The 22381-nt window shown below is 33.1% G+C and carries 17 protein-coding genes and 1 pseudogene; 14 read left to right on the top strand and 4 right to left on the bottom strand.

Features of this window, described 5'->3' with window-relative positions:
- A pseudogene (locus DZ60_RS22945) lies at nucleotides 1-4193 on the bottom strand (hypothetical protein); the annotation flags it as partial.
- A gap of 643 nt (nucleotides 4194-4836) precedes the next feature.
- On the opposite strand from DZ60_RS22945, the gene DZ60_RS0111080 reads away from it, so the two are divergent.
- The 3 genes from DZ60_RS0111080 (at nucleotide 4837) to DZ60_RS0111070 (ending at nucleotide 6826) form a co-directional block, all read left to right on the top strand.
- Nucleotides 4837-5487 carry a hypothetical protein gene (locus tag DZ60_RS0111080; protein ID WP_025742138.1) on the top strand — a complete coding sequence of 217 codons (651 nt, stop codon included), beginning with the start codon at nucleotides 4837-4839 and terminating at the stop codon, nucleotides 5485-5487.
- Between the two features lie 207 nt (nucleotides 5488-5694).
- On the top strand, nucleotides 5695-6291 hold the full coding sequence (locus tag DZ60_RS0111075) for a TetR/AcrR family transcriptional regulator (RefSeq protein WP_025742137.1): 597 nt from the start codon (nucleotides 5695-5697) through the stop codon (nucleotides 6289-6291).
- A 52-nt stretch (nucleotides 6292-6343) separates the two neighbouring features.
- The gene (locus DZ60_RS0111070) at nucleotides 6344-6826 is read left to right on the top strand and encodes an acyl-CoA thioesterase (RefSeq protein ID WP_025742136.1); all 483 of its coding nucleotides are present in this window, start codon (nucleotides 6344-6346) and stop codon (nucleotides 6824-6826) included.
- A gap of 252 nt (nucleotides 6827-7078) precedes the next feature.
- Here DZ60_RS0111070 and DZ60_RS0111065 read toward each other — a convergent pair whose 3' ends face one another.
- Nucleotides 7079-7765, bottom strand: coding sequence for a DUF6503 family protein (locus DZ60_RS0111065; protein WP_152537414.1), 687 nt, complete (start codon nucleotides 7763-7765; stop codon nucleotides 7079-7081).
- Nucleotides 7766-8014: 249 nt separating this feature from the next.
- On the opposite strand from DZ60_RS0111065, the gene DZ60_RS0111060 reads away from it, so the two are divergent.
- Together DZ60_RS0111060 and smpB are read left to right on the top strand one after the other, a co-directional pair.
- Entirely contained in the window at nucleotides 8015-8371 is a 357-nt protein-coding gene (locus DZ60_RS0111060) for a DUF3887 domain-containing protein (RefSeq protein WP_025742134.1), read from the top strand.
- A gap of 93 nt (nucleotides 8372-8464) precedes the next feature.
- Entirely contained in the window at nucleotides 8465-8923 is a 459-nt protein-coding gene (gene smpB / locus DZ60_RS0111055) for an SsrA-binding protein SmpB (protein WP_025742133.1), read from the top strand.
- Between the two features lie 19 nt (nucleotides 8924-8942).
- Here smpB and DZ60_RS0111050 read toward each other — a convergent pair whose 3' ends face one another.
- On the bottom strand, nucleotides 8943-9584 hold the full coding sequence (locus DZ60_RS0111050; protein WP_025742132.1) for a protein-L-isoaspartate(D-aspartate) O-methyltransferase: 642 nt from the start codon (nucleotides 9582-9584) through the stop codon (nucleotides 8943-8945).
- 211 nt (nucleotides 9585-9795) lie between these two features.
- Here DZ60_RS0111050 and DZ60_RS0111045 point away from each other — a divergent pair, with 211 nt between their 5' ends.
- The 9 genes from DZ60_RS0111045 to miaA all read left to right on the top strand — a co-directional run bounded on the left by DZ60_RS0111045 (nucleotide 9796) and on the right by miaA (nucleotide 19732).
- Nucleotides 9796-10761, top strand: a complete 966-nt coding sequence (locus DZ60_RS0111045; protein WP_025742131.1) for a Gfo/Idh/MocA family protein — start codon at nucleotides 9796-9798, stop codon at nucleotides 10759-10761.
- Between the two features lie 61 nt (nucleotides 10762-10822).
- Entirely contained in the window at nucleotides 10823-11716 is an 894-nt protein-coding gene (locus DZ60_RS0111040) for a 3-hydroxyacyl-CoA dehydrogenase family protein (protein ID WP_025742130.1), read from the top strand.
- 23 nt (nucleotides 11717-11739) lie between these two features.
- Nucleotides 11740-12363 (top strand): M23 family metallopeptidase, encoded by a 624-nt coding sequence (locus tag DZ60_RS22940; protein WP_034229463.1) that lies wholly within the window; start codon nucleotides 11740-11742, stop codon nucleotides 12361-12363.
- Nucleotides 12364-12366: 3 nt separating this feature from the next.
- Entirely contained in the window at nucleotides 12367-13605 is a 1239-nt protein-coding gene (locus DZ60_RS0111030) for a DUF1015 domain-containing protein (RefSeq protein ID WP_025742129.1), read from the top strand.
- A gap of 275 nt (nucleotides 13606-13880) precedes the next feature.
- Nucleotides 13881-14543, top strand: a complete 663-nt coding sequence (locus DZ60_RS0111025; RefSeq protein ID WP_025742128.1) for a YggS family pyridoxal phosphate-dependent enzyme — start codon at nucleotides 13881-13883, stop codon at nucleotides 14541-14543.
- 80 nt (nucleotides 14544-14623) lie between these two features.
- Entirely contained in the window at nucleotides 14624-15997 is a 1374-nt protein-coding gene (locus DZ60_RS0111020; RefSeq protein ID WP_025742127.1) for an exonuclease domain-containing protein, read from the top strand.
- A complete protein-coding gene (locus DZ60_RS0111015) occupies nucleotides 15990-17972 on the top strand; it encodes a DUF3857 domain-containing protein (RefSeq protein WP_025742126.1) in 1983 nt (660 codons plus the stop codon). Before DZ60_RS0111020 ends, DZ60_RS0111015 begins: the two co-directional genes overlap by 8 nt.
- Before the next feature lie 31 nt (nucleotides 17973-18003).
- Complete coding sequence (locus tag DZ60_RS0111010; RefSeq protein ID WP_025742125.1) at nucleotides 18004-18837, top strand: ion transporter; 834 nt, start codon at nucleotides 18004-18006, stop codon at nucleotides 18835-18837.
- A complete protein-coding gene (gene miaA, locus DZ60_RS0111005; protein ID WP_034229461.1) occupies nucleotides 18830-19732 on the top strand; it encodes a tRNA (adenosine(37)-N6)-dimethylallyltransferase MiaA in 903 nt (300 codons plus the stop codon). Before DZ60_RS0111010 ends, miaA begins: the two co-directional genes overlap by 8 nt.
- A gap of 144 nt (nucleotides 19733-19876) precedes the next feature.
- Here miaA and DZ60_RS24225 read toward each other — a convergent pair whose 3' ends face one another.
- Nucleotides 19877-22129 carry a PKD domain-containing protein gene (locus tag DZ60_RS24225; RefSeq protein ID WP_025742123.1) on the bottom strand — a complete coding sequence of 751 codons (2253 nt, stop codon included), beginning with the start codon at nucleotides 22127-22129 and terminating at the stop codon, nucleotides 19877-19879.
- Nucleotides 22130-22381: the final 252 nt, after the last annotated feature.

The following is a 22381-nucleotide window of genomic DNA, read 5'->3' as shown; positions in this document are numbered from 1 at the left end:
TCTGTCCAACTTCCGCCAGCATCTGGAGTGCCACCCAAGCTATCAAATAAGTTTACCGAAGTATCAGTAGAACAAAACGTAACACTAGCATCTAATCCAGAATTCGCACTTGTGCCTTCTATTACCTCGACTGTAGCACTTGCATTACAGGTAGCGGTACCAACGGTATAGGTATATACTCCAAAAGTATCTGTAGATGGATCAAAAACGCCTTGATCAGTACTACCAAATGGATTTCCGATGGGATCAGTCCAACTTCCACCACTAGCAGCCGTAGTTCCTAAACTATCAAATAAATTTACAGAAGCACTATCTGAACATAAATCGATGTCTGAATCGACACCAGCTATAGGACTAAGTATTACTGTTACAGTCACTTCAGCTTTAGCTACTGGACAAGACCCAAGAGCAGGAAGAGAATATATGTACAGCCCACTGGTATTTGTACTAGGATCAAAAGTTCCTAAATTCCCACCGGTAAGTGTGCTGGGACCGCTCCAGGTACCATTTGTTTCTATGGTGTCAACAAGTAAATCAAATAAATTGGTAGTATCTGAATCATTATCACAAAACTCAGTTTCAATCTCTTCAAAAGCTTCTTTATATTCTTCCCTAAAATCTACATCATTACCTGCGTTATGATTATCTGGAAAATCTGTCGCTAATTCACCACCATCTGTAGCGTTAGTATAAATAGTGGTCGTGCTTAGTATTGTTTTATCATAAGAATCATCGAGACCGTCATTATCTATATCAGAATTTGCTGGCATAGTATCCTCTATACCATTTTCATCCAAATCGTATCCTTCTATAATATCATTGAGACAATCATCATCTGCATTCGTATCTATATAATCTGCTGTTGTATCTCCATCTGTATCTACGGGATCAATTGCATTCACTCCCTGATATGCATCATCTACTCCATTCGCATCGGTATCATTGCCACTTGGCAGAGTATAGCCTACTGTTAATTGCCCCTCTATATTGTCCTGAATACCATCAGCATCTGCATCAATATCTAAAAAATCTGGTAAACCATCGCTATCCGTATTTATGACCGTCAAACCACCCGAAGCCGCAACAGGGACTCCATTACTATCTACATTCCCATCAATCATTCCATCATTATCAGAATCTAAACTGCCATGATTCACCTCAACCAAATCATAAATACCATCATTATCACTATCCAAATCAAATGCGTTACGAATTGTATCAAAATCAAAATCACAAGGAGCTACAGTTCCACAATTTTCTTCATCTGTGTCTAAAATACCATCATTATCATCATCTAAGTCAACATCATCAGGATACCCATCTTCATCGTTATCTTCAATATCCTCTATCTCATCACAAGCATCAGGAATACCATCATTATCACTATCTGGTCCACCTACCTGTTGATAATCATCGGTACCATTTGTATCAGAATCAACAGGTGCAGTATATGCTGCTGCTATTAACACACCATTATCATCTGTAATCGTAGAAGCGTCAACGACATCTACTCCATAAACTCCCGTATCTCCTCCATCAGCGTTAGGGTCATTATACGCTTCATTAGCATCGCTACAACCATCACTATCACTATCTAAGGTGATATAGTCATATTTTGAATCACTATTAGAGTCAATAGGAGTGTTTCCTGAACCTGCACTTGTCGGAATCCCGTTACTCCCTGTATTATCAAAGTTATTATCGTTATCATGTGCTCTCCCTTCTTGACCTAATGCGGTACTAGGTACACCTCCCGACTCAACTACATCATAAATTCCATCATTGTCACTATCTAGATCAAAACAATCTAAAATCCCGTCAAGGTCAGAATCTCTCTTGTAGAAACTAATAGCCGAATGTCCAATAGTACCACCTCCTGCGGTTTTATAATAAATAACAATTTTCCCAACAAATTCTGGAATTAAAACATACACCCTAATATCTGGATGATCTAATAAACCATCGTCGCTCCCTGATGAACTAAATTCTGATGCTGCGGCATCAAATGTAATATCTGCTCCCAAACTAAACCATGATGGATCACTTGCCATCAGGGCATCATCTTTATCATATACCTCAATTTTAATATTTTCGAATCCATCAATATCTCTAATAGCGAATGATAAATCCTGAATGGGGGTTTCAAAATCTAAACTTGAAAAAATTGAATAATCCCGTGCGGAAATAGACTGAAAACCAAACCCCTCGGGATCATTCGTAGGTACATAAAAAGCATAGAATGTAGGATCAGAATAAATAGTAACCTTATTACTACCTACCTCAACTGTTTGGTTATAGCCTCCACTTGTATCTAGACCTCCACCCGAAATTACACCAGATTCTCCCTCTGGACACTCTACACTATCAAGTATACCATCATTATCATCATCTAAGTCAATCGAATCATAAACTCCATCTTCATCATGATCCTGTAAATTCTCACAAGCATCAGGAATACTGTTGTTATTAACATCTGGTCCACTGGCCTGAGCATAATCCATAGTACCATCTGTATCGCTATCAACTGGTTTCGTATATAATGCTGCTTTCACCAAACCTTTTTCGTCTACAATATCTGCAAAGTTAATTGGATCAATACCATAAACTCCCGTATCTCCTCCATCAGCATTCATATCAGAATATGCCTCATTGGCATCACTACAACCATCGGCATCACTATCTAAGTTCAAATAATCAGGCACACCTCCCGTAGTTTCTATTGGGGTAAGTCCTCCTGAGGCAGCAATAGGAACTCCATTGCCATCTACCCCGCCATCAACAATTCCATCTCCATTCGCATCAAGATTACCAAAACCTGCCTCAACGATATCATATATTCCATCATTATCACTATCCAGATCTGAGTCATTTGGAATTTCGTCTCTATCGAAATCACATTTTAAAGAAGCAAAACGAATATTATCAATCCCAATATCATTACCATCACCACCAGGTGACTGATTACGAATATTCAAAGTTAAAAAAGTGGTAGTCGTGGCTGTAAAATTGAGTAATAGTGTACGCCATACATCATCATTTGTTACTCCTAATCCCGTAGAAGTTTCAAAAATAAAAGGTGGTGACCCGGCTGGTGCATTTTGATCAATAACTTCAATTTCGAGCATCGGAATGTTACTACATGTAACACATAAACCGACTAAATCAATTCTAAAGTTATAATTTTCGCCAGTAATCATTGGGATATTTTCTACTTTATAAAGGATCTCATCTTCAAAACCATTTTTAACGTTAATACATAAGAATTTTCCGTCAATATCTCCACTTCCGTCTACATGTGGCGTAGGGTTCTGGTTTGTAGCATTAAAATAGACCTGATAACCCGCGTTTGGATTGTTATACAACTCGAGAGAAGTACCCACATTATAAAAACCATCTAACACTTCTGAAGTGGTATGCGTATGTCCTAAAACATTAGAGTCAGTTGTGTACCCCGAACCAGTGCCAAAATCTATATCAACAGCTGGTCTTGCTTCGGTTAAGTCCGCAGAACTACAACCTCCTATTTCTACACTATCCAAAATCCCATCATTGTCATCATCGAGATCCCTATCGTTTGGAACACCATCATCATCATAATCATCATCTAGGCATTCTTTTACTATCACCAAAGATTCGCTCCCCGCGCAGTTGGCCGTAGAACTAACAATATACCTATACTCCCCAGGACTATCAGTACCGATTGTGAATGTACCTCTATCACCATTTGACAGAGGGGGATCCCAAGTACCACCTAAATCTGGATTGTTTTGCAACCTATCGTGTAAATCTACAGTTCCTGTAAGATTACAAAGGGATAATTCTCCTTGAGTTCCTGGATTAGGAGGGTTTTCTATAATAATCTGTATGGTCCTGGTAATACTTATACCATTTCCAGTGACTCTTACCTCTATTGTACTGGTTTGATCAATGATAAACTCCTGATCAAAAATATGGTAGGCACCCGGATCCCCTCCTACATCTTTTATAAATTGCCCAGTTGTTGCATTTCGCCAATTGTATCTCGTGTATTGGTCAGTAGGGCTAGCAATTGCATTAATCTGAATTGTTTTTCCTCTACAAATGGTTGTACCGCCTCCGCCATCTACCTCTAATAAAAGGGTACCTTGGCACAGAGCGCTAGTGGATATCAAACATAGGAATAATGATACCCACAAACATAGTGTTGTGTTCACAGTAATTAGGTTTATTGGTTTTAAAAGTAAAATCTCAAAGATCTTTATACCTTCTTAATAAGCAGTGAATTAGAAAATAAAAAACCTTTAATCATTTACGTATAACGATCATTAATGAATGATATTTTTGAAGCACTACACTATTCGTTATCCTACCAAAAAAAAAGTTAAATTGTGCTTACTAAATGCTTAATAACATATATATCTAAAAGCAAAATCATTCATATTTTACACATTAAAAGTTAAAGTACGGGGTCTAATTTGATATTTATTAACACTTAACCTTAATTGTTTTGATTTCATTAGTCTTTTTTTAACACCCCAAAACAAAGGTTTCGACTACAACACAAAGAAGGTAAAATCCTACAAAAAATATTCAAGTAGGTACAGAAAAGAAAAAGAAAATATATTTAAACTAGTTTTTAATATATTTTCTTCTAAAAATGATTAATATAGTGGTAGGGAATATATTTAGCATATAAAATTAGGTTTCAAAATATAATTTTCTACCCCCATTATCCTCAGAAAAACTAATAAACGTAATCGTAATTACAAGTAATTATGGTTTTACCGTAAAAAAAAGAATAATTACCTTACTTAACATGAGGTTTAAAAGGAAGTTTTTGAGTATATTGTATACTGAATGAAATCGATCGCCATACCTGTATTGCTTTTTATCTCATTTGTCTCTCTGGGTCAGAACAGAAAAGAGACCCTATCTGATATGACTAATAAGTATCACTTAATACGTGAATTGATAGATACAAATACACTACGACAATACCATACAGACTACCCTTGCCAAGATCCTATAGAAAAAGGAGATCTCACCTTTTATTATAATAGTAGCGAATTAAAGCACATTGTGCACACATATATCCTTGATCATATAAAGTATCGAGATGAATTCTATGTATGGAATAATAAACTGTTTCTACTTCATGCATCCCACAAAATAAGGTTTCAGGATTACAAAAAAAACACACTGATAAATATTGGGGAGCTTATAAATGTAACCGTAACGTATGATGAGTACCTTTATCTTAAAGATGACACTGTTATTAACTATGTATTTGATTGTTTTGAAAATAGAAGTGATGCCCCCGAAAAAACTAATTCACGCTCTATAAAAAGCCAAAGAATAAAAAGTGGACAGCTAGATAGGATACTTAAAAAATTTAATGCACTATTGTACTTTCAAAAAACCAAAATAAAAGGTCCTACAAGCCTACCAAAAAGTATTACCAAAAAAGAACCTCAAGATATTATATACAGTACAATCAGTGGTTTTTAGAAATAAAATACACTAGGCATTATGCATGTTTAATCTAATAGTGGTTTCTTAGTGATCAGCAAAAGCACTTCTCAATAAACAAAATGAATCATACTTTTTAAATACATAAAACTCTATTAAAAAAATACCGTTTGGTATATTTTTAATATATTTACCATAAAACAATTCCTTAGTTGGAGTTTAACCATGCCTATTTTTTGTTTTATTATGCATACAAAAGCAGAACAGACTACAGAGTTTATTATCTCAGTTGTAGCACCCATTTTTAATAAAAATGGATTCGCTGCAACTAGTTTAAGTGATATTACTAAGGCTACCGGACTTACCAAAGGTGCCATTTATGGAAATTTCAGAAACAAGGAAGAGCTTGCCATTGCAACGTTTAATACCACTGTAAAAAATATGCTCCGAAGAATTACCAATCACCAGTCCAAGAGCGATTCTCCTATTAAAAAGCTACTTCTCATTACAGACTTTTATCGCAACTATTATGATTATAGTCAAGATCTAGGTGGGTGCCCTATTCTCAATATGGGAGTCGATGCTAAACATCAAAACCCAATCTTATTTGAGCATGTTAAATACACAATTAAGAAAATAAAAAGTAACTTATCCAAAATTATTGTAAACGGACAAAAACTAAATGAAATAGACCCAAAAATTGATCCTGTCATTTACGCAAAAAAACTATATGCAATGATTATGGGGGCTATTTTTATGACACACACTATGGAGGATACAAGTTATCTAATGACTACTATGGATCAGATTGAGACTATGATTAATAACGAACTAAAATATTAATTTTTTTAACCCAAAATATACCAATTGGTATATTGACATAAAATACTAGAAAATGAAACTATTAAAAGTAATAGAAAGTAAAACAAAAATAAGATTTCAAGATTGTGACCCTTTTAATCATCTTAATAATGCTGCTTATCTTAACTATATGATTAATGCTCGCGAAGATCAAATAGAAGAACACTATAATCTTAATATTTATGCAATGGCAAAACTGGAAGGTATCAGTTGGGTGGTAGGTTCAAATCAAATTGCCTATTTACGCCCTGCACTTCTGATGGAAAATGTAGTGATCGACTCTCAACTCATAAAGTTTACCGAAAATCAATTGCATGTAGAAATTAGAATGTGGAATGCCTCTAAAACTGAACTCAAGGCAGTAATGTGGAGCACTTTTGTACATTTTAATTTACGTAAACAAAGTAGATGTAATCATAACGCACAACTCATGCAACTTTTTGAAAATATCGTTCTACCGATACCTGTATCTGGGTTTGAGGAAAGAATTTTGCAATTAAAACCTCAAAAAGTGTAACATTTCGTTCGCAATAAAGTCATATAATAACACGTAACTTTATTAACCTGATTGTATGAGATCTTCTGGTGGTTTAGGCTCTTCAAACAAAAAGAGGAGCTCTTACATTTATTTAGGTTTTTTTATTATTGCCATACTTTGCATGATTATAGTTGTTTGGCAAATGGGAATGCTAGAATAATATACTTAACACTCTAACTCTGAGCTGTTTTTTAATGCTGTATACTGTATAATTTTACAAAAGGTTTTCCCTTATAAAATATGCACATAAAGATCCTTTAATTCTATTTTAGAGAGTAGCTTTAATTTTTTATTCTCAAATAATGTATCAAGCGAAGACAAAGGTGTTGTTAAAACATCAGCCTTATAGTTCCTATAATCAACAAACCGAATTCCGTTAACATATCTAACATTGTAGGCCTCTCTAAATCGAATTCCTCCACCATTTACAGAATACTTATAAGCTAAGTAATCTATCGTAAAATCTTCCTTGTGGATCCAATACAAAAATTCATCTTCAAAATCCGTACCTCCTCCTTCTTTAGTAAAAGTGACTCTTATTTTTAAATACTTTTCTCCTTTTAATATAGACTCTCCTACTAATTCTTTTCGAACTGCAGGGGCATCTAAGCCATATGGCAAATTTGCAAAATAATGTACTGAATTTACACCATCACTTATTTTTGTTATCAAGGTATCTGCAACAGGTATAATACAATTATCAATAGTACGCACCAATCCCGAATTACTAACCACGTCATGAATAACTCCTTCAGGACTGGTTTTAAATCGTTCTAATCTATATAAACCACTTTGTCTTTTACTTCGATATTGGGTGTTCCGGAAAGAAAAGTATACCACGGCAGTAGTATATAGTTCTCCTCCCGCATTACGAATAGTCTTTGTTACAATTTCATTAGCCGAAAATTGAGACGACACGATACACGTATTAAACAAGAGGCCTAAAAACAAATAAGAAAGTAGTTTCATAACAAGGTAGTAACAGACTAAATCAAACTTATATAAAAATACGATAAGTATTAATATAAATACGAGTTTATAAAACATGATCGCCATGTTTTTTTTAATCAAACGACACGTTTTTGGTAATATTTTTTTTGTTTTTTCCTCAAAATTCAAAAAAAGATAATTATTTTGCATACATAATAACCCCCAAATTACAAGAGTATGAGATACATAGCATTATTTGTATTTTTTATTATATCACAATCTTCATTTGCTCAGGATACCGCTGCATATCAAAATGCTATAAAATCATTTCAAGAAAATTTTAATGTTCAAAATGTAGATGCTGTTTTTGATTTATATACGACAGAAATGCAAGAAGCAATGACCAAAGAAGGAGTATCAAGATTTGTAAATGGTTGTTTTGAGCAATTTGGTATCTTAAAGACTATTAGTTTTGTTGAAACAGCCGAGGGAGTGAATACATACAATGCCGAGTTTGAAAAAACAACTCTGATAATTGAACTACAACTTAGTGAGAGTAACAAAATTTCTACTATACAATTGTTAGAATTATAAGTATTCGTTGCAATACAGAGTCTTTTCAAGCTTTCTTTCGAGAAAGCTTTGTATTTTTGTGATCTTTTACAAAAGTATTTCTAGTACATAAGGATGAATCAAAATAAAATCAACATACAAAATCGCAAAGCAAAGTTCGAATATGAATTCCTAGATAAATATACCGCTGGAATAAAATTAGTCGGAACCGAGATAAAGGCAATTAGAGAAGGGAAAGCTAATATAGCAGAAAGCTTTTGTGAGTTTAGCAACAATGAATTATTTGTCATCAACATGCATATAGAAGAATATTCTCATGCTACCTATTTTAATCATAGTCCCAAAAGTGAACGCAAGCTACTTCTTAACAAGAAAGAATTAAAAAAATTAGAAAAGGAAGTAAAAAACTCAGGTCTGACAATTATTCCAACCCGTTTATTTATAAATGAGAATGGCCTTGCAAAACTTAATATTGTACTAGCAAAAGGTAAAAAAATGTATGATAAACGTGAGACAATAAAAGATCGGGATAATAAACGAACTCTTGATCGAATTAAAAAAAATTACAAATAAAGCTTTCTTACTTTATAGCTTAATTCTTATTCTCGAGTAAAGGTACAAACCTGAACTCTCCGAATTCATGTTTTTCGAACTGTGTTTCGCTTTTGCGAATAAAAAGTGTCATAATTTGAACATCTTCTCCAACAGGAATTACCAACCTACCATTAATCTGCAATTGACTCAATAAGGGTTTAGGCACATATGGGGCACCTGCCGTAACAATAATAGAGTTATACGGAGCATGCTCTGTTAACCCCTTATAACCATCACCAAAGGATAAATGTTTTGGTCTATAGCCCAATTTAGATAAAAAAAGTTTTGTCCTTTTAAAAAGCTCTTTTTGTCTTTCGATACTATATACTTTGGCTCCCAACTCGCATAATACAGCTGTCTGATATCCTGATCCCGTACCAATCTCTAAAACTTTATCTCCCCTTTTGACATCCAGTAATTCACTTTGAAAAGCTACGGTATACGGTTGAGAAATTGTTTGATCGGCAGCAATAGGAAAAGCCTTATCTTGATAAGCATGATCCTCAAAACTAGAATCCATAAACAAATGCCTGGGTATCTTTTCTATAGCTAATAATACTCCTTTATTTTTAATTCCTTTCTCAATTAAAACATCAACTAGGTGTTTTCTCTTTCCGGCATGTCTAATGGTATCTTTCACTATTCTAAGGGTTATTTAGTGGGATAAAATTACATAAACATTTTTAAGATTAAACAACTATTTTGGTGGTAATATCAATTAAGCTATGAAATATTACATTTCATGCTCTATATAAAGGGTTGATCAAGTCAAATAGGAAAAAAATCCTTTTTTGATATAATTAAGATTCTTAATTTATAAATAATACTATTTTTGTCTAAAATCATAAATTATGCTCAAAGCTGGAGTACTTGGTGCAGGACACCTTGGTAAAATCCATTTGCGTCTTCTAGAACAATCAGAAAATTATAACCTTGTTGGTTTCTTTGACGCCAGTAAAAGTCAGGCTGAGTCCATATCAAAAGAGTTTGGATATACCTTATTTGACTCTGTAGAATCATTAATAGAGGCTGTTGATGTAGTAGATATTGTAACTCCTACTTTTGCTCATTTTGAAGTAGCTAAACAAGCTATAATAGCTGGTAAACATGTTTTCATAGAAAAACCAATTACCAACACAGTAGCAGAAGCACAAGAATTAATTGAATTAGCAAATCGATATAATGTAAAAGGACAAGTTGGTCATGTTGAGCGATTCAATCCTGCTTATAAAGCAGTTGCCGATAATATCGACAATCCTATGTTTATTGAGGCACATAGATTGGCCGAATTTAACCCTAGAGGCACCGATGTACCTGTTGTTCTAGATCTTATGATTCATGACATAGATGCCATATTAAGTGTAGTGCATTCTCCTGTAAAGCATATTAGTGCAAGTGGTGTTTCTGTTATTAGTGAAACACCAGATATTGCAAATGCAAGAATCGAATTCGAAAATGGTTGTGTAGCAAACCTAACTGCAAGTAGAATTTCATTAAAAAATATGCGCAAGTCCAGATTTTTTCAAAGAGATGCTTACATTTCTGTAGACTTTTTTGAAAAAAAATGTGAAGTAGTTAAAATGAAAGATGCCCCAGAAAAACCTGATGATTTTGCTATGATATTGCAAAATGCAGAGGGTAAGAAAAAACAAATCTACTTTGATAACCCCAATGTACCTTCTAATAACGCAATACTTGATGAATTAGATACATTTGCAAATGCCATTAAAAATAATAGTAAGCCTATTGTTTCACTAGAACAAGGAAAAAAAGCACTAGAAGTAGCTTTGCAAATTATTGACTGTTTTAACGAATAACCTTTTTCTTAAAGCAATAGTCTTTTATTCATTTATTTATCATTCAAAACATTAAATTCTTATGAAAAACATTGCAGTAATTGGAGCAGGAACTATGGGGAACGGTATTGCCCATACATTTGCACAAAATGGGTTTAAGGTTCAACTTATAGATATTTCTAAACAAGCCCTTACAAATGGTATAGCAACCATTACTAAGAACCTTGACAGAATGATCGTAAAAGAGAAGATTTCTGAGACGGATAAAATAAATACACTAAATAATATATCAACCTATACAAGTATTAAAGAAGGTGTAGAATATGCTGGGCTTGTTGTAGAGGCTGCAACCGAAAATATAGATCTAAAACTTTCTATATTTAAAACACTAAATGATGCCTGTCCTAATGATACTATTTTAGCTTCGAATACATCGTCTATCTCTATTACTCAAATAGGAGCGGTTACAGATCGCCCCGAAATGGTCATTGGGATGCATTTTATGAATCCAGTACCCATAATGAAATTAGTAGAAATTATTCGAGGATATAATACCTCTGATGAAGTAACAACTACAATTATGGAGTTATCTAAGAAATTAGGTAAAATTCCTGTAGAGGTAAATGACTACCCTGGATTTGTTGCCAATAGAATCTTGATGCCCATGATTAATGAATCTATAGAAACACTGTATAATGGTGTCGCAGGGGTATCCGAAATTGATACGGTAATGAAATTAGGCATGGCACATCCTATGGGGCCATTACAATTAGCAGATTTTATAGGATTAGATGTTTGCCTTTCTATTCTTAATGTGATGTACGATGGTTTTAAAAACCCTAAATATGCACCCTGCCCCTTATTGGTCAATATGGTAAGGGCTGGTAAACTAGGTGTAAAAAGTGGAGAAGGGTTTTATAATTATTCAGAAAACAAAAAAGCAGAAAAAGTAGCAAATCAATTTAGCCAAAAATGACCAATGATGCGCTTTGACCATCTATGAATAATTTCTTTTGTATCATCATACTTTTGTTTTCATTCTCATGCAAGAATGAACAAGCAACTCCATTAGCAAATATAACAGAAACTGCGAGTACAAAACAGACAGCTTCTGTTCAGGATCCGTATCAAGAATATGATCTACTTTTTAAAGAAAATCCTCAATATATTTCTTTTGACTTCGACTACCCAATAGGGAAACCTGATGGAAAAGGATATTATAATGCGCAAAAATTTTTAGAAAACAATCATTTAGGGGATGACTGGAATGGTGTAGGAGGAGGTAACACAGATTTAGGAGATCCCATTTACGCTATTGCTAATGGGTATGTTTCCTTTTCAGATACTATTGGAGGAGGATGGGGTAATGTCATTAGAATAATACATAGGTTTAAGGACAAATATTACGAATCTATTTATGCACATTGTGATTCACTACTAATAGAAAAGGGAGATTTTGTAAAAAAAGGAGTACAAATAGGAACTATAGGAAACGTAGGAGGTATCTACTGGGCGCATTTGCATTTCGAAGTTAGAGACAATATCTTTATGGAAATTGGAAACGGATATTCTATTGATAGTAAAGGATATATAGATCCTACTGAATTTATAAACAAAAATTGATCTATGACAAAAATTATTCCCTTCAGAGCTGTTAGACCTGTAAGAGATAAAGTGCATTTGGTAGCTTCAAGATCATATCAAAGCTATACCGATGATGAACGGAATTCGAGAATGGAATATAATCCTTTTTCTTTTTTACATATCGTAAACCCAGGGTATAAATACCAAAAAGAAATATCGGGAGAAGACCGCTATGCTATGGTGCGAAATAGATATCTTGAGTTTAAGGAAGATTTGGTTTTAAAACAAGATGAAAACCCTTGCTACTATATTTATAAAATCATAAATCGTGAACAAGAATCATTTTGCGGAATTATAGCAGCCGCAAGCACCGAAGATTATAAAAACAACACTATAAAAAAACACGAAGACACCCTTCGATATCGCGAAAACACTTTTAAAGAGTACCTTAAAACAGTAAAATTTAATGCTGAACCTGTTCTCTTAACATATCCCGACAATGAAGTGATCTCAGAGATTATTTCTAAAAACATAGAAAAAAGACCCGAATACGAATTTACAACCACAAACAGGGATACACATTATCTCTGGAAAATAGAAGAACAAAAATCAGTTTTACAGTTACAAGAAGCTTTCGAAACCATAAAAACAATATACATTGCCGATGGCCACCATCGCTCGGCTTCCTCTTCTTTGCTTACTCAAGACTTAAAAAACACACATTCAAAACATAAGGGAAACGAAGCTTATAACTTTTTTATGTCTTATCTAATACCTGAATCTAATTTAAAAATCTATGAATTTAATAGATTAGTGAAGGACTTGAATGGATTATCAAAAGAAGAATTCTTAATTCGTTTAGACCAATGGTTCAGAATAGAAAACAGAGGCACCGAAATATATAAACCATCAAAATCACATCATTTTAGTATGTATTTGGCCGGTGAATTTTATTCTCTATATCTAAGGAAAACAGCATATCAATTTACAGATGCATTAGAAGAGTTAGATGCCCAAATTCTTTATAAAACTGTTCTAAAACCTATTCTAAATATAGAAGATTTGCGAACAGATAGCCGAATAGAATATTCTCACGGTAAAAGTGATGCTCTTTCTATAAAAAACAGGGTAGATACTAAAGAATTCGAAGTTGGTTTTGGACTATTTCCTGCATCGGTAGATCAAATTAAAAAAATAGCAGATCAAGGATTGACGATGCCCCCAAAAAGCACATACATAGAACCAAAACTGAGAAGTGGCATTACCATTTACGAATTTTAAAAAACCATTAAACAACACCTATGATAAGCTAAAATGAGTCAATCATTATATCAAAATTTCTTTGTGCAACTGAGAAGTATAATAAACATAGAAATATTATTAATTTTAGCCTAACTTCGCTAGAGTAATGAAAAAAACATATAGGCTCTGCAATTGTTTTATACCATATTATGTTTTGTCTGATAATTTATTAAAAACAAAAAAGACCTATTTAATGATGCTTAATCCATATAATTTTTTAATTAAGAAAAAGTATTGAATATCTTTGTTCATATATGAATTCTATAAAAGAAAACCTTCTCAAAATAACCCAATCAGTTCCTCAGGAAGTCACCTTGGTAGCTGTATCAAAAACAAAACCCATTAGCGACTTGATGATTGCCTATAATGCAGGGCAACGCATTTTTGGTGAAAATAAGATCCAAGAAATGGCAGAAAAATGGGAAGCAATGCCAAAAGACATTTCTTGGCATATGATAGGACATGTACAAACGAATAAAGTAAAATACATGGCTTCCTTTGTTTCTCTTGTTCATGCCGTCGATAGCCTTAAATTATTGAAAGAAATAAACAAACAGGCAAAAAAACACAACAGAACCATCAACTGCCTATTGCAAATTAAAATTGCAAGTGAAGAAAGTAAATTTGGTTTGAATGAACAGGAAGCTAAGACAATATTAACTTCAGAAGAAGTTAAGGAATTAACGAATGTACACATTCAAGGATTGATGGGTATGGCTACATTCACTGATAACAAACAACAAATAAAAAATGAATTTGCAAAAATAGCTAAGCTCTTCGAAGAGCTTAAACCCAAACACCCCCAACTTACGACCTTGTCTATAGGAATGAGCGGGGATTATGAAATAGCGATTGATAGCGGTAGTACTATGGTTAGAATAGGAAGTTCTATCTTTGGAGTAAGAAATTATTCATAACTTACCATTAGAATTCTAATTTGAATATAAAAACAAAAAAATAAAACTAACCTCCCTAAAAATACTGAGCACGAATTAATATGTACGCAATTATAGATATAGAAACTACTGGAGGAAAATATAATGAAGAAGGAATTACAGAAATTGCGATATATAAGTTTGACGGACACACAGTTATTGATCAATTTATAAGTCTTGTTAATCCAGAAAAACCTATACAACCTTTTGTGGTTAATCTTACAGGAATCAATAGTAATATGCTGCGTAATGCTCCAAAATTTTATGAGGTCGCCAAAAGAATTGTTGAGATCACCACAGATTGTATTATTGTTGCTCATAATGCTAGTTTTGATTACAGAATATTACGAACAGAATTTTCAAGATTAGGGTTTGAATTCGAAAGACAATCTCTTTGTACTGTCGAGCTTTCAAAAAAATTAATTCCTGACCAACAATCATATAGCCTAGGCAAATTAGTACGTGGACTGGGCATACCCCTCTCTGACAGGCATCGCGCCAATGGTGACGCAATGGCAACGGTAAAACTTTTTCAATTACTCCTAACAAAAGACATTGACAAAAATATAATAACAGAAACGGTTAGAAATACACCAAAACGTCAAATTGACAATAAATTACTTAATCTAATTGAGGTAGCGCCATCAGCAACAGGAATTTATTACATGCACAGAGAAGATGGTACAATTATTTATATAGGTAAAAGTAAAAACATCAAAAAACGATTGAATCAACATTTTACCAATGACAATAGAAAATCAAAAAAAATTCAAGAAGAAATAGTTAGTGTTACCTATGAAATTACTGGAAGTGAGCTTTTGGCCCTCCTCAAAGAAAGTGAAGAAATAAAACGTAATAAACCTAAATATAATAGAGCATTACGTAAAACGAGGTTTAACCAAGCTTTATACCAGTTTACGGATGAAAACGGATATATTAATTTAAAAGTTGACAAAGCCGATAATCGCAAAAAAACCATAACCACATTTGCCAATAGACAACAAGCAAAAGCTTTTATGCATCGATGGACCGAAGAATATCAACTATGCCAAAAGTTGATGGGACTCGATAGCAGTAAAAGTAATTGTTTTAATTACTCAATCAAACAATGCCTGGGAGCCTGTATACAAAATGAAACTGTGTATGAATATAATTCCCGTGTCCAACAACTAATCACCAAAAACAATTTTCAAAATCAAAACATGATTCTTGTTGATAAAGGAAGAAGTATTGATGAGAAAAGTGTTATTCTAATAGAAGACGGACAATTTAAGGGAATGGGGTATTTTAATTTAAATCACCAAATACAAAACATAGATATCTTACGAACAATAATTACACCTATGAGTGATAATAGAGACGCTAGACATATTATTCAAAGCTATACACGTACTCATAAAAATATAAAGATGATCAAATTACAAAATAATGAATAAAAGATTACTTCTATTAATTTTATTAGTTGTTACTCCCCTACTCACAACCGCACAAAAAACTTTATATAATACTACTAATACCGTAGTTAGTATCTCTGACCTAGAGAACACTTTATATGAAAAAGATAGTATTGCAAATGCTTTCTTCATATACGAAAAAGGCTATAGCAGAGTAGAAAACGGTAAAAAATATAATATTTTAACAGATTACGAAGCCAAAATAAAAATATGTAACCAAAAAGGATTTAATAAAGCGACAGTAGAAATTTTACTATATAAAAATAAAAACAAAAAAGAAGAATTTAGTAATCTGATTGCTTATACACACAATCTCGAAAATGGCAGTATCGTAAGTACCAAAATTAATAAAGAGAATATCTATAAAGAAGAGTATAGTGAAAACTATACTCTTATAAAATTTACATTTCCTAATCTAAAATCAGGTTCAGTTATAACATACAAATATCAAATAGAATCCCCTTTCATATTCAAATTCAATGGGTGGGATTTTCAGGATGATATCCCAAAAATGTATAGTGAATATATAGCTGATATACCAGGAAACTACATCTATCATTCGAAATTAAACGGACCACTAAAATTAGATCTTAATACTTCAGAAATTATTAAAGATTGCCTAACTATTGCCGGTGGAGTTGGCGGAAAATCAGAATGCTCACACAATATATACGCTATGAAAAATATTCCTGCTTTTAAGGAAGAGAAGCATATGACCGCAAAACAGAATTACTTTTCTAGAATTGAATATGAATTAGCAGAAATTAGATATTTTGATGGCTCTATCACAAAACACACTAAATCCTGGCATTTCGTAGATAAAGATCTAAAACAAGATCCCAATATCGGAGGACAATTAAAAAAAATAACGGCTGTAAAAAATGTGCTTCCTCTTACCATACAATCAATGTCTAATGATATTACAAAGGCAAAAGCAATATACTACTACATCACGAAACATTATAAATGGAATAACAAAAATAAAATTTTTAAAGACACTAGCATTAATGACATCCTTAAAGAAAAAACTGGGGATACAGGGAGTTTAAACATACTACTTCATAACGTATTGAAACAACAAGGATTTAATGTTCATTCAGTATTATTATCTACTAGATCAAATGGGTATGCTACGAAATTATATCCAGTAATTTCAGATTTTAATTATCTTATAGTACAACTCTCTTTAGAAAAGAATTCATATTTGCTTGATGCCACAGAAAGCACATTAGCTTTTGGACAAGTTCCTTTTAGATGCCTTAATCAATATGGCCGGCTACTCGATTTTAACAATGGGAGTTCATGGATAGACATACACCCAAAAAAACACTCTTCTCATTTTTTTAAAGAAGAGCTTTCATTTAACCCTGAGTTAAAATTAGAAGGTAAAGCTTCACATGTTTTTTCAGAATATCATGCTCATTTTAATAGAAAAAAAATTGAACAGCTAGGCAAAGAAGAGTTTTTAAATAACATAAAAAATAAAAACTCACAAGTCTTGATAAATAAGGTGAAAATTGAAAATTTGGAAGAAAATGATAAACCACTAAGACTAGAATTTGATTTTACTACAGATGTTTCTGAACTAGATGGTATTGTGTATATTCAACCATTTACGAGAAAATTCTTTGAAGAAAACCCTTTTAAACTTGACCAAAGAACCTATCCAATAGATTTTGGATATAAAGACTCTTATACTTATATGATTTCTTTAGAATTACCTGAAGATTATACTTTTATTGACCTTCCAAAAAATTCTGGGCACAGTATCCCTAACAAATTAGGCAGGGTAGATACCAGTTATCAGCAAAATGGCCAAAGATTAACAATTATGCATAGAGTGATATTTAATTCGGCTTATTACCCTACAGAATACTACCCCATTCTTAAAAAGTTTTTTGAACTAATATTAGAGGTTGAAAATGACTCACTTATTACAATAAAGAAAATAAGTTAGTTTTTAGTACTTTTATTTAAAACATCAAGCCTTGAACAGAAAAACTTCACATAGAAACTGGAAAAACAAATTACACGAAATCATATATGAGGCCGATACGCCCGCAGGAAAATCATTTGATGTAATCATTTTAATAATGATACTGGCAAGTATTATTTTAGTAATGCTAGAAAGTGTTTCATTTATTAATGATAAATATGCCTCTTTATTCAATATACTAGAGTGGATTATTACTATTGTATTCACTATCGAATACTTTTTAAGGATAATTGCTATTAATAAACCCCGAAAATATATATTTAGTTTCTTCGGGATTATTGATTTACTCTCTACCATTCCTAAATATCTTTCTGTACTATTTGTAGGAACACATGCTCTAGTGGCATTGAGAGCATTAAGGCTACTTAGAGTATTTAGAATTCTAAAACTAGCTCGATTTATAGGTGAATCAAATAATCTAGTTAAAGCTCTAAAAGCTAGTAGAGTCAAAATTTCTGTTTTTTTATTAGCAGTAATAATAGTTTCTATTGTATTAGGAACTGTAATGTATCTTATAGAAGGTTCAGAACATGGTTTCAATAGTATTCCCAAAAGTGTATACTGGTGCATTGTAACACTAACCACTGTAGGGTATGGTGATATATCACCCGAAACACCGCTTGGTCAGTTCATAGCCTCAATAATTATGGTTTTAGGATACGGAATTATAGCGGTTCCTACAGGTATCGTCAGTGCAGAATTTGCGCAACAGAGCAAAGAAAAACTTCCGCTTAACACCCAGCACTGTAGCAATTGTAATACCGACAATCACGTCGATGGAGCGAAGTTTTGCTTTAGGTGTGGAGAAGACTTACATAATGAATAAATATCTAATCGTAGTAATAGGACCTACAGCTATAGGAAAAACAAGTCTAAGTATCCAGTTAGCCAACCATTTTAATTGTACGATTGTTTCTGCTGATAGCAGACAATTTTACAAAGAAATGAGTATTGGTACAGCAGCCCCAGACCCCCATGAATTAGAACAGGCCAAACACCTATTTATTCAGCATAAAAGTATTGAAGAAGAATATACTGTTGGTGATTTTGAAAAAGAAGCTATCTCGACTATTAATGAATTATTCAAAACCAAGGATTATGTAATTCTTGTTGGCGGTTCTGGTTTATATGTTGATGCTGTTACTAAAGGTTTGGATTCTTTTCCAGAAGTTAATCCCAAAATTAGAGAGAAATTACAAGAAGAATATAATAATAAAGGAATAAGCTCTTTACAAGAACAATTAAAAAAATTAGACCCCATATACTATCAAAAAATAGATTTAAAAAATACACATAGGGTAATGAGAGCTCTAGAGGTTTGTATTGCAAGTGGCGCGCCTTATTCTTCTTTTCTTAATAAACCTAAAGAACAAAGAACCTTTAAAACTATTAAAATTGGAATTACAGCAGAAAGATCCATTATCTATGATAGAATTAATCAACGTGTTGAGATCATGGTTAAAGAAGGATTAATTGATGAAGTAAAAAACTTATATCCTTATAAATCCTTAAATGCATTAAACACTGTTGGGTACAAGGAAATTTTCAAATATATGGATGGTGAATGGGATTTAGAAACGGCAATATCCGAAATCAAAAAAAATACCAGAAGATTTGCCAAAAGACAACTTACATGGTTTCGAAAAGATACAGAAACCGTATGGTTTGATTACAAAATTAATTTGGCCTCAATTCTACAACATATTAAAAAAGAAATTTAACTAACCTCTATTTGTACTGTAGGGACCAAAGTACTACTTAAAGAATCTCTTTTTAAGTAAAAAATCAACCTTTTTGATATAAAAAAAGACATTGATCAAAATTCTTTCAATCAATGTCTTTTAAGATCTATTTTATTCTAAAAATTATTCTTTAATCACGGTAAAGTTTTTAATTGGTGAACCATCTTCATACACTTGCCCAACATATACTCCTGTTTTTAATTCTTTTCCAAAAACCAATTCATTGTTTCCGAATTCATGATCAAGACTTTGAATTCTTTTTCCCGAAATATCAAAAATTTTCACGGTAACATTACTTTTTGATAATGTTACTGGTAATGATAATTTAAAATGGGTACTACTTGGATTTGGAGAAATCTTTAAAACGTCTTCAAAAACACTAAAAGCTGCAGATTTACTGCACTCTGGTACTGAAGAAGATTTAGAAAAATAAATTGAAAAATCTCCAGTTTTAGAGACCATTACAAAATCTTCTCCTACAATATTCACATCATATGCTCCGTCAAACCCAGTTATCCCTGTCCCCGAAAAGGTTAGAGAAGGCTCTGTACTCCCAAATGTATGACTAGATGAATATCTTAGATCCATCCACCAATTAGGAATTCCATTATTAGTATTAAAGGATAATTGCCATAACCCATTATTATATAAATCCCAATTGACTACAAAATTCGTCACATTTGACAAATCTGGGCCTCCTGATCCTAATACATAAATATTTGTATAAGAACCATGGATAGTTGCTAATGGAGTTGATATTGGTGTATCAAATAAGCAATCTGTGTTGTTATCACCATTCTCAACATCTATTACTACAGATGCAGTTGCACTGCCTCCACTTGTGTTTGAAACAGTAACAACTACTGTATATACACCACCACTAGTATAGACATGAGTTGGAGTTGTCCCAGAACCATAACTATTGTCTCCAAAATCCCAAGAAAAAGCTAAGGCTTCCCCTTCTGGGTCAGAAGAATCAGACGCATCAAAAGAAACAGAAAGCGGTGCTTGCCCAGAGCTTAGAGATGCTTCTACTATTGCAACCGGATCATGTATAGGCGCATTACTTACATTTATTTCTATTGCTGCAGTAGCGCTTCCTCCGCTTGTATTTGAAACGGTAACAACTGCTGTATATATTCCTCCACTAGTATAAACATGAGTGGGAGCTACTCCAGAACCGGAACTATTATCTCCAAAATCCCAAGAAAAAGTTAAAGCTTCACCTTCTGGATCAGAAGAATCAGATGCATCAAAAGAAACAGAAAGTGGTGCTTGTCCAGAACTTAGAGATGCTTCGGCTATTGCAACAGGATCGTGTATAGGTGCATTACTTACATTTATATCTATTGCTGCAGTAGCACTTCCGCCACTTGTGTTTGTAACGGTAACTACAGCCGTATACAAACCATTACTAGTATAAACATGCGTGGGTGTTGCCCCAGTACCGGAACTATTATCTCCAAAATCCCAAGAAAAAGTTAGAGGTTCACCTTCTGGGTCAGAAGAATCAGACGCATCAAAAGAAACAGAAAGTGGTGCTTGTCCAGAACTTGGATATGCCTCAATTAGTGCAATAGGGTCATGTACATCAGTTATTTCATCTACTGGTGGATTTCCGTTATATCCCGTTTCTCCATCCTTAGTTAATGATAATACTAAGTAACCATCTTGAGCTGTAACATTTTCTGGAATAAAGTCGGCCATATTTTCTGCAAAAGTATGATTTGCTTTGGTCCATGTATCACTATCAAAACTATCAAAGTTATCCTCTAAGCTTGGAGAAGAATCAAATGAATTACCATTCCATTCATAAAACTTTATCCAATTGACATACATATGTACTGGTAGTATGTTTTCATTAAAAGATCCAACCCATCCCGGGATATTTGGGTTCCAAAGATTAAACCTAAGAGATGTTAAATCATCCATAAGCTCTGCTTGACCTCCAATAACTTCTCTTATTTTCTCACCATCTACGTACCATACAACCGAACCTGGTTTCCACTCTATAGTATAGGTATGATATTCCTCTCCAAGTCCATTTTCCTGATGAACTCCTTCTGTCCTAGTTAGATTAGAATTCCCTTGCCCTGTAATTAAGTTTGATTGCCAAGAATTCGCCCCATCTTTTCCAAAAACCTCTATATCAATTTCTTCCCAAAAAGTTGTCGATAATTCAGAACCTTCTTTAAAGGTAAAAAAGTTAGAGATTACGCCGCTACCAGTCGCAGCAAGCATCCTAACTTCCATTTTACCATATTGATAGATATTTTGAGTATAAATTTCTCCTGATTTATATGCTTTATTTTGCGAATAAATTATAAAACTAAATAGTAACGCAATACTCGTTACAAGTACTCCTTTTTTTGACATTGTTTTGTGTGATTAATTGGTTAATAATATAAAGTTAACGTCTAGCGACGGAATATCATATATATTACTTGGCAATTTTCAAAAAAAACCAAATTCTGTTAAAGAACTATTTATTTTAAAGAAAATAAGAAACCAACAAATAATTCATACTGTGAGATAAAGTTCTTAAAGATATGAGTAAGTGGTGAGGGATAGCACCTCTATATTTCGTTATTATATATTTAATTTTTCGGTATTAGCTTAAAAAAGAGA

The sequence above is a fragment of the Aquimarina pacifica genome (assembly GCF_000520955.1).
GTDB lineage: Bacteria > Bacteroidota > Bacteroidia > Flavobacteriales > Flavobacteriaceae > Aquimarina > Aquimarina pacifica.
The sequence above is the reverse complement of the archived record's forward strand: the minus strand, read 5'-3'. Positions and strand labels throughout refer to the sequence as shown.

Coding starts and splice junctions, on each gene's coding strand:
- DZ60_RS0111080 (WP_025742138.1), top strand. CDS start 4,837: ATGAAATCGATCGCCATACCTGTATTGCTTTTTATCTCATTTGTCTCT.
- DZ60_RS0111075 (WP_025742137.1), top strand. CDS start 5,695: ATGCATACAAAAGCAGAACAGACTACAGAGTTTATTATCTCAGTTGTA.
- DZ60_RS0111070 (WP_025742136.1), top strand. CDS start 6,344: ATGAAACTATTAAAAGTAATAGAAAGTAAAACAAAAATAAGATTTCAA.
- DZ60_RS0111060 (WP_025742134.1), top strand. CDS start 8,015: ATGAGATACATAGCATTATTTGTATTTTTTATTATATCACAATCTTCA.
- smpB (WP_025742133.1), top strand. CDS start 8,465: ATGAATCAAAATAAAATCAACATACAAAATCGCAAAGCAAAGTTCGAA.
- DZ60_RS0111045 (WP_025742131.1), top strand. CDS start 9,796: ATGCTCAAAGCTGGAGTACTTGGTGCAGGACACCTTGGTAAAATCCAT.
- DZ60_RS0111040 (WP_025742130.1), top strand. CDS start 10,823: ATGAAAAACATTGCAGTAATTGGAGCAGGAACTATGGGGAACGGTATT.
- DZ60_RS22940 (WP_034229463.1), top strand. CDS start 11,740: ATGAATAATTTCTTTTGTATCATCATACTTTTGTTTTCATTCTCATGC.
- DZ60_RS0111030 (WP_025742129.1), top strand. CDS start 12,367: ATGACAAAAATTATTCCCTTCAGAGCTGTTAGACCTGTAAGAGATAAA.
- DZ60_RS0111025 (WP_025742128.1), top strand. CDS start 13,881: ATGAATTCTATAAAAGAAAACCTTCTCAAAATAACCCAATCAGTTCCT.
- DZ60_RS0111020 (WP_025742127.1), top strand. CDS start 14,624: ATGTACGCAATTATAGATATAGAAACTACTGGAGGAAAATATAATGAA.
- DZ60_RS0111015 (WP_025742126.1), top strand. CDS start 15,990: ATGAATAAAAGATTACTTCTATTAATTTTATTAGTTGTTACTCCCCTA.
- miaA (WP_034229461.1), top strand. CDS start 18,830: ATGAATAAATATCTAATCGTAGTAATAGGACCTACAGCTATAGGAAAA.
- DZ60_RS24225 (WP_025742123.1), bottom strand. CDS start 22,129: ATGTCAAAAAAAGGAGTACTTGTAACGAGTATTGCGTTACTATTTAGT.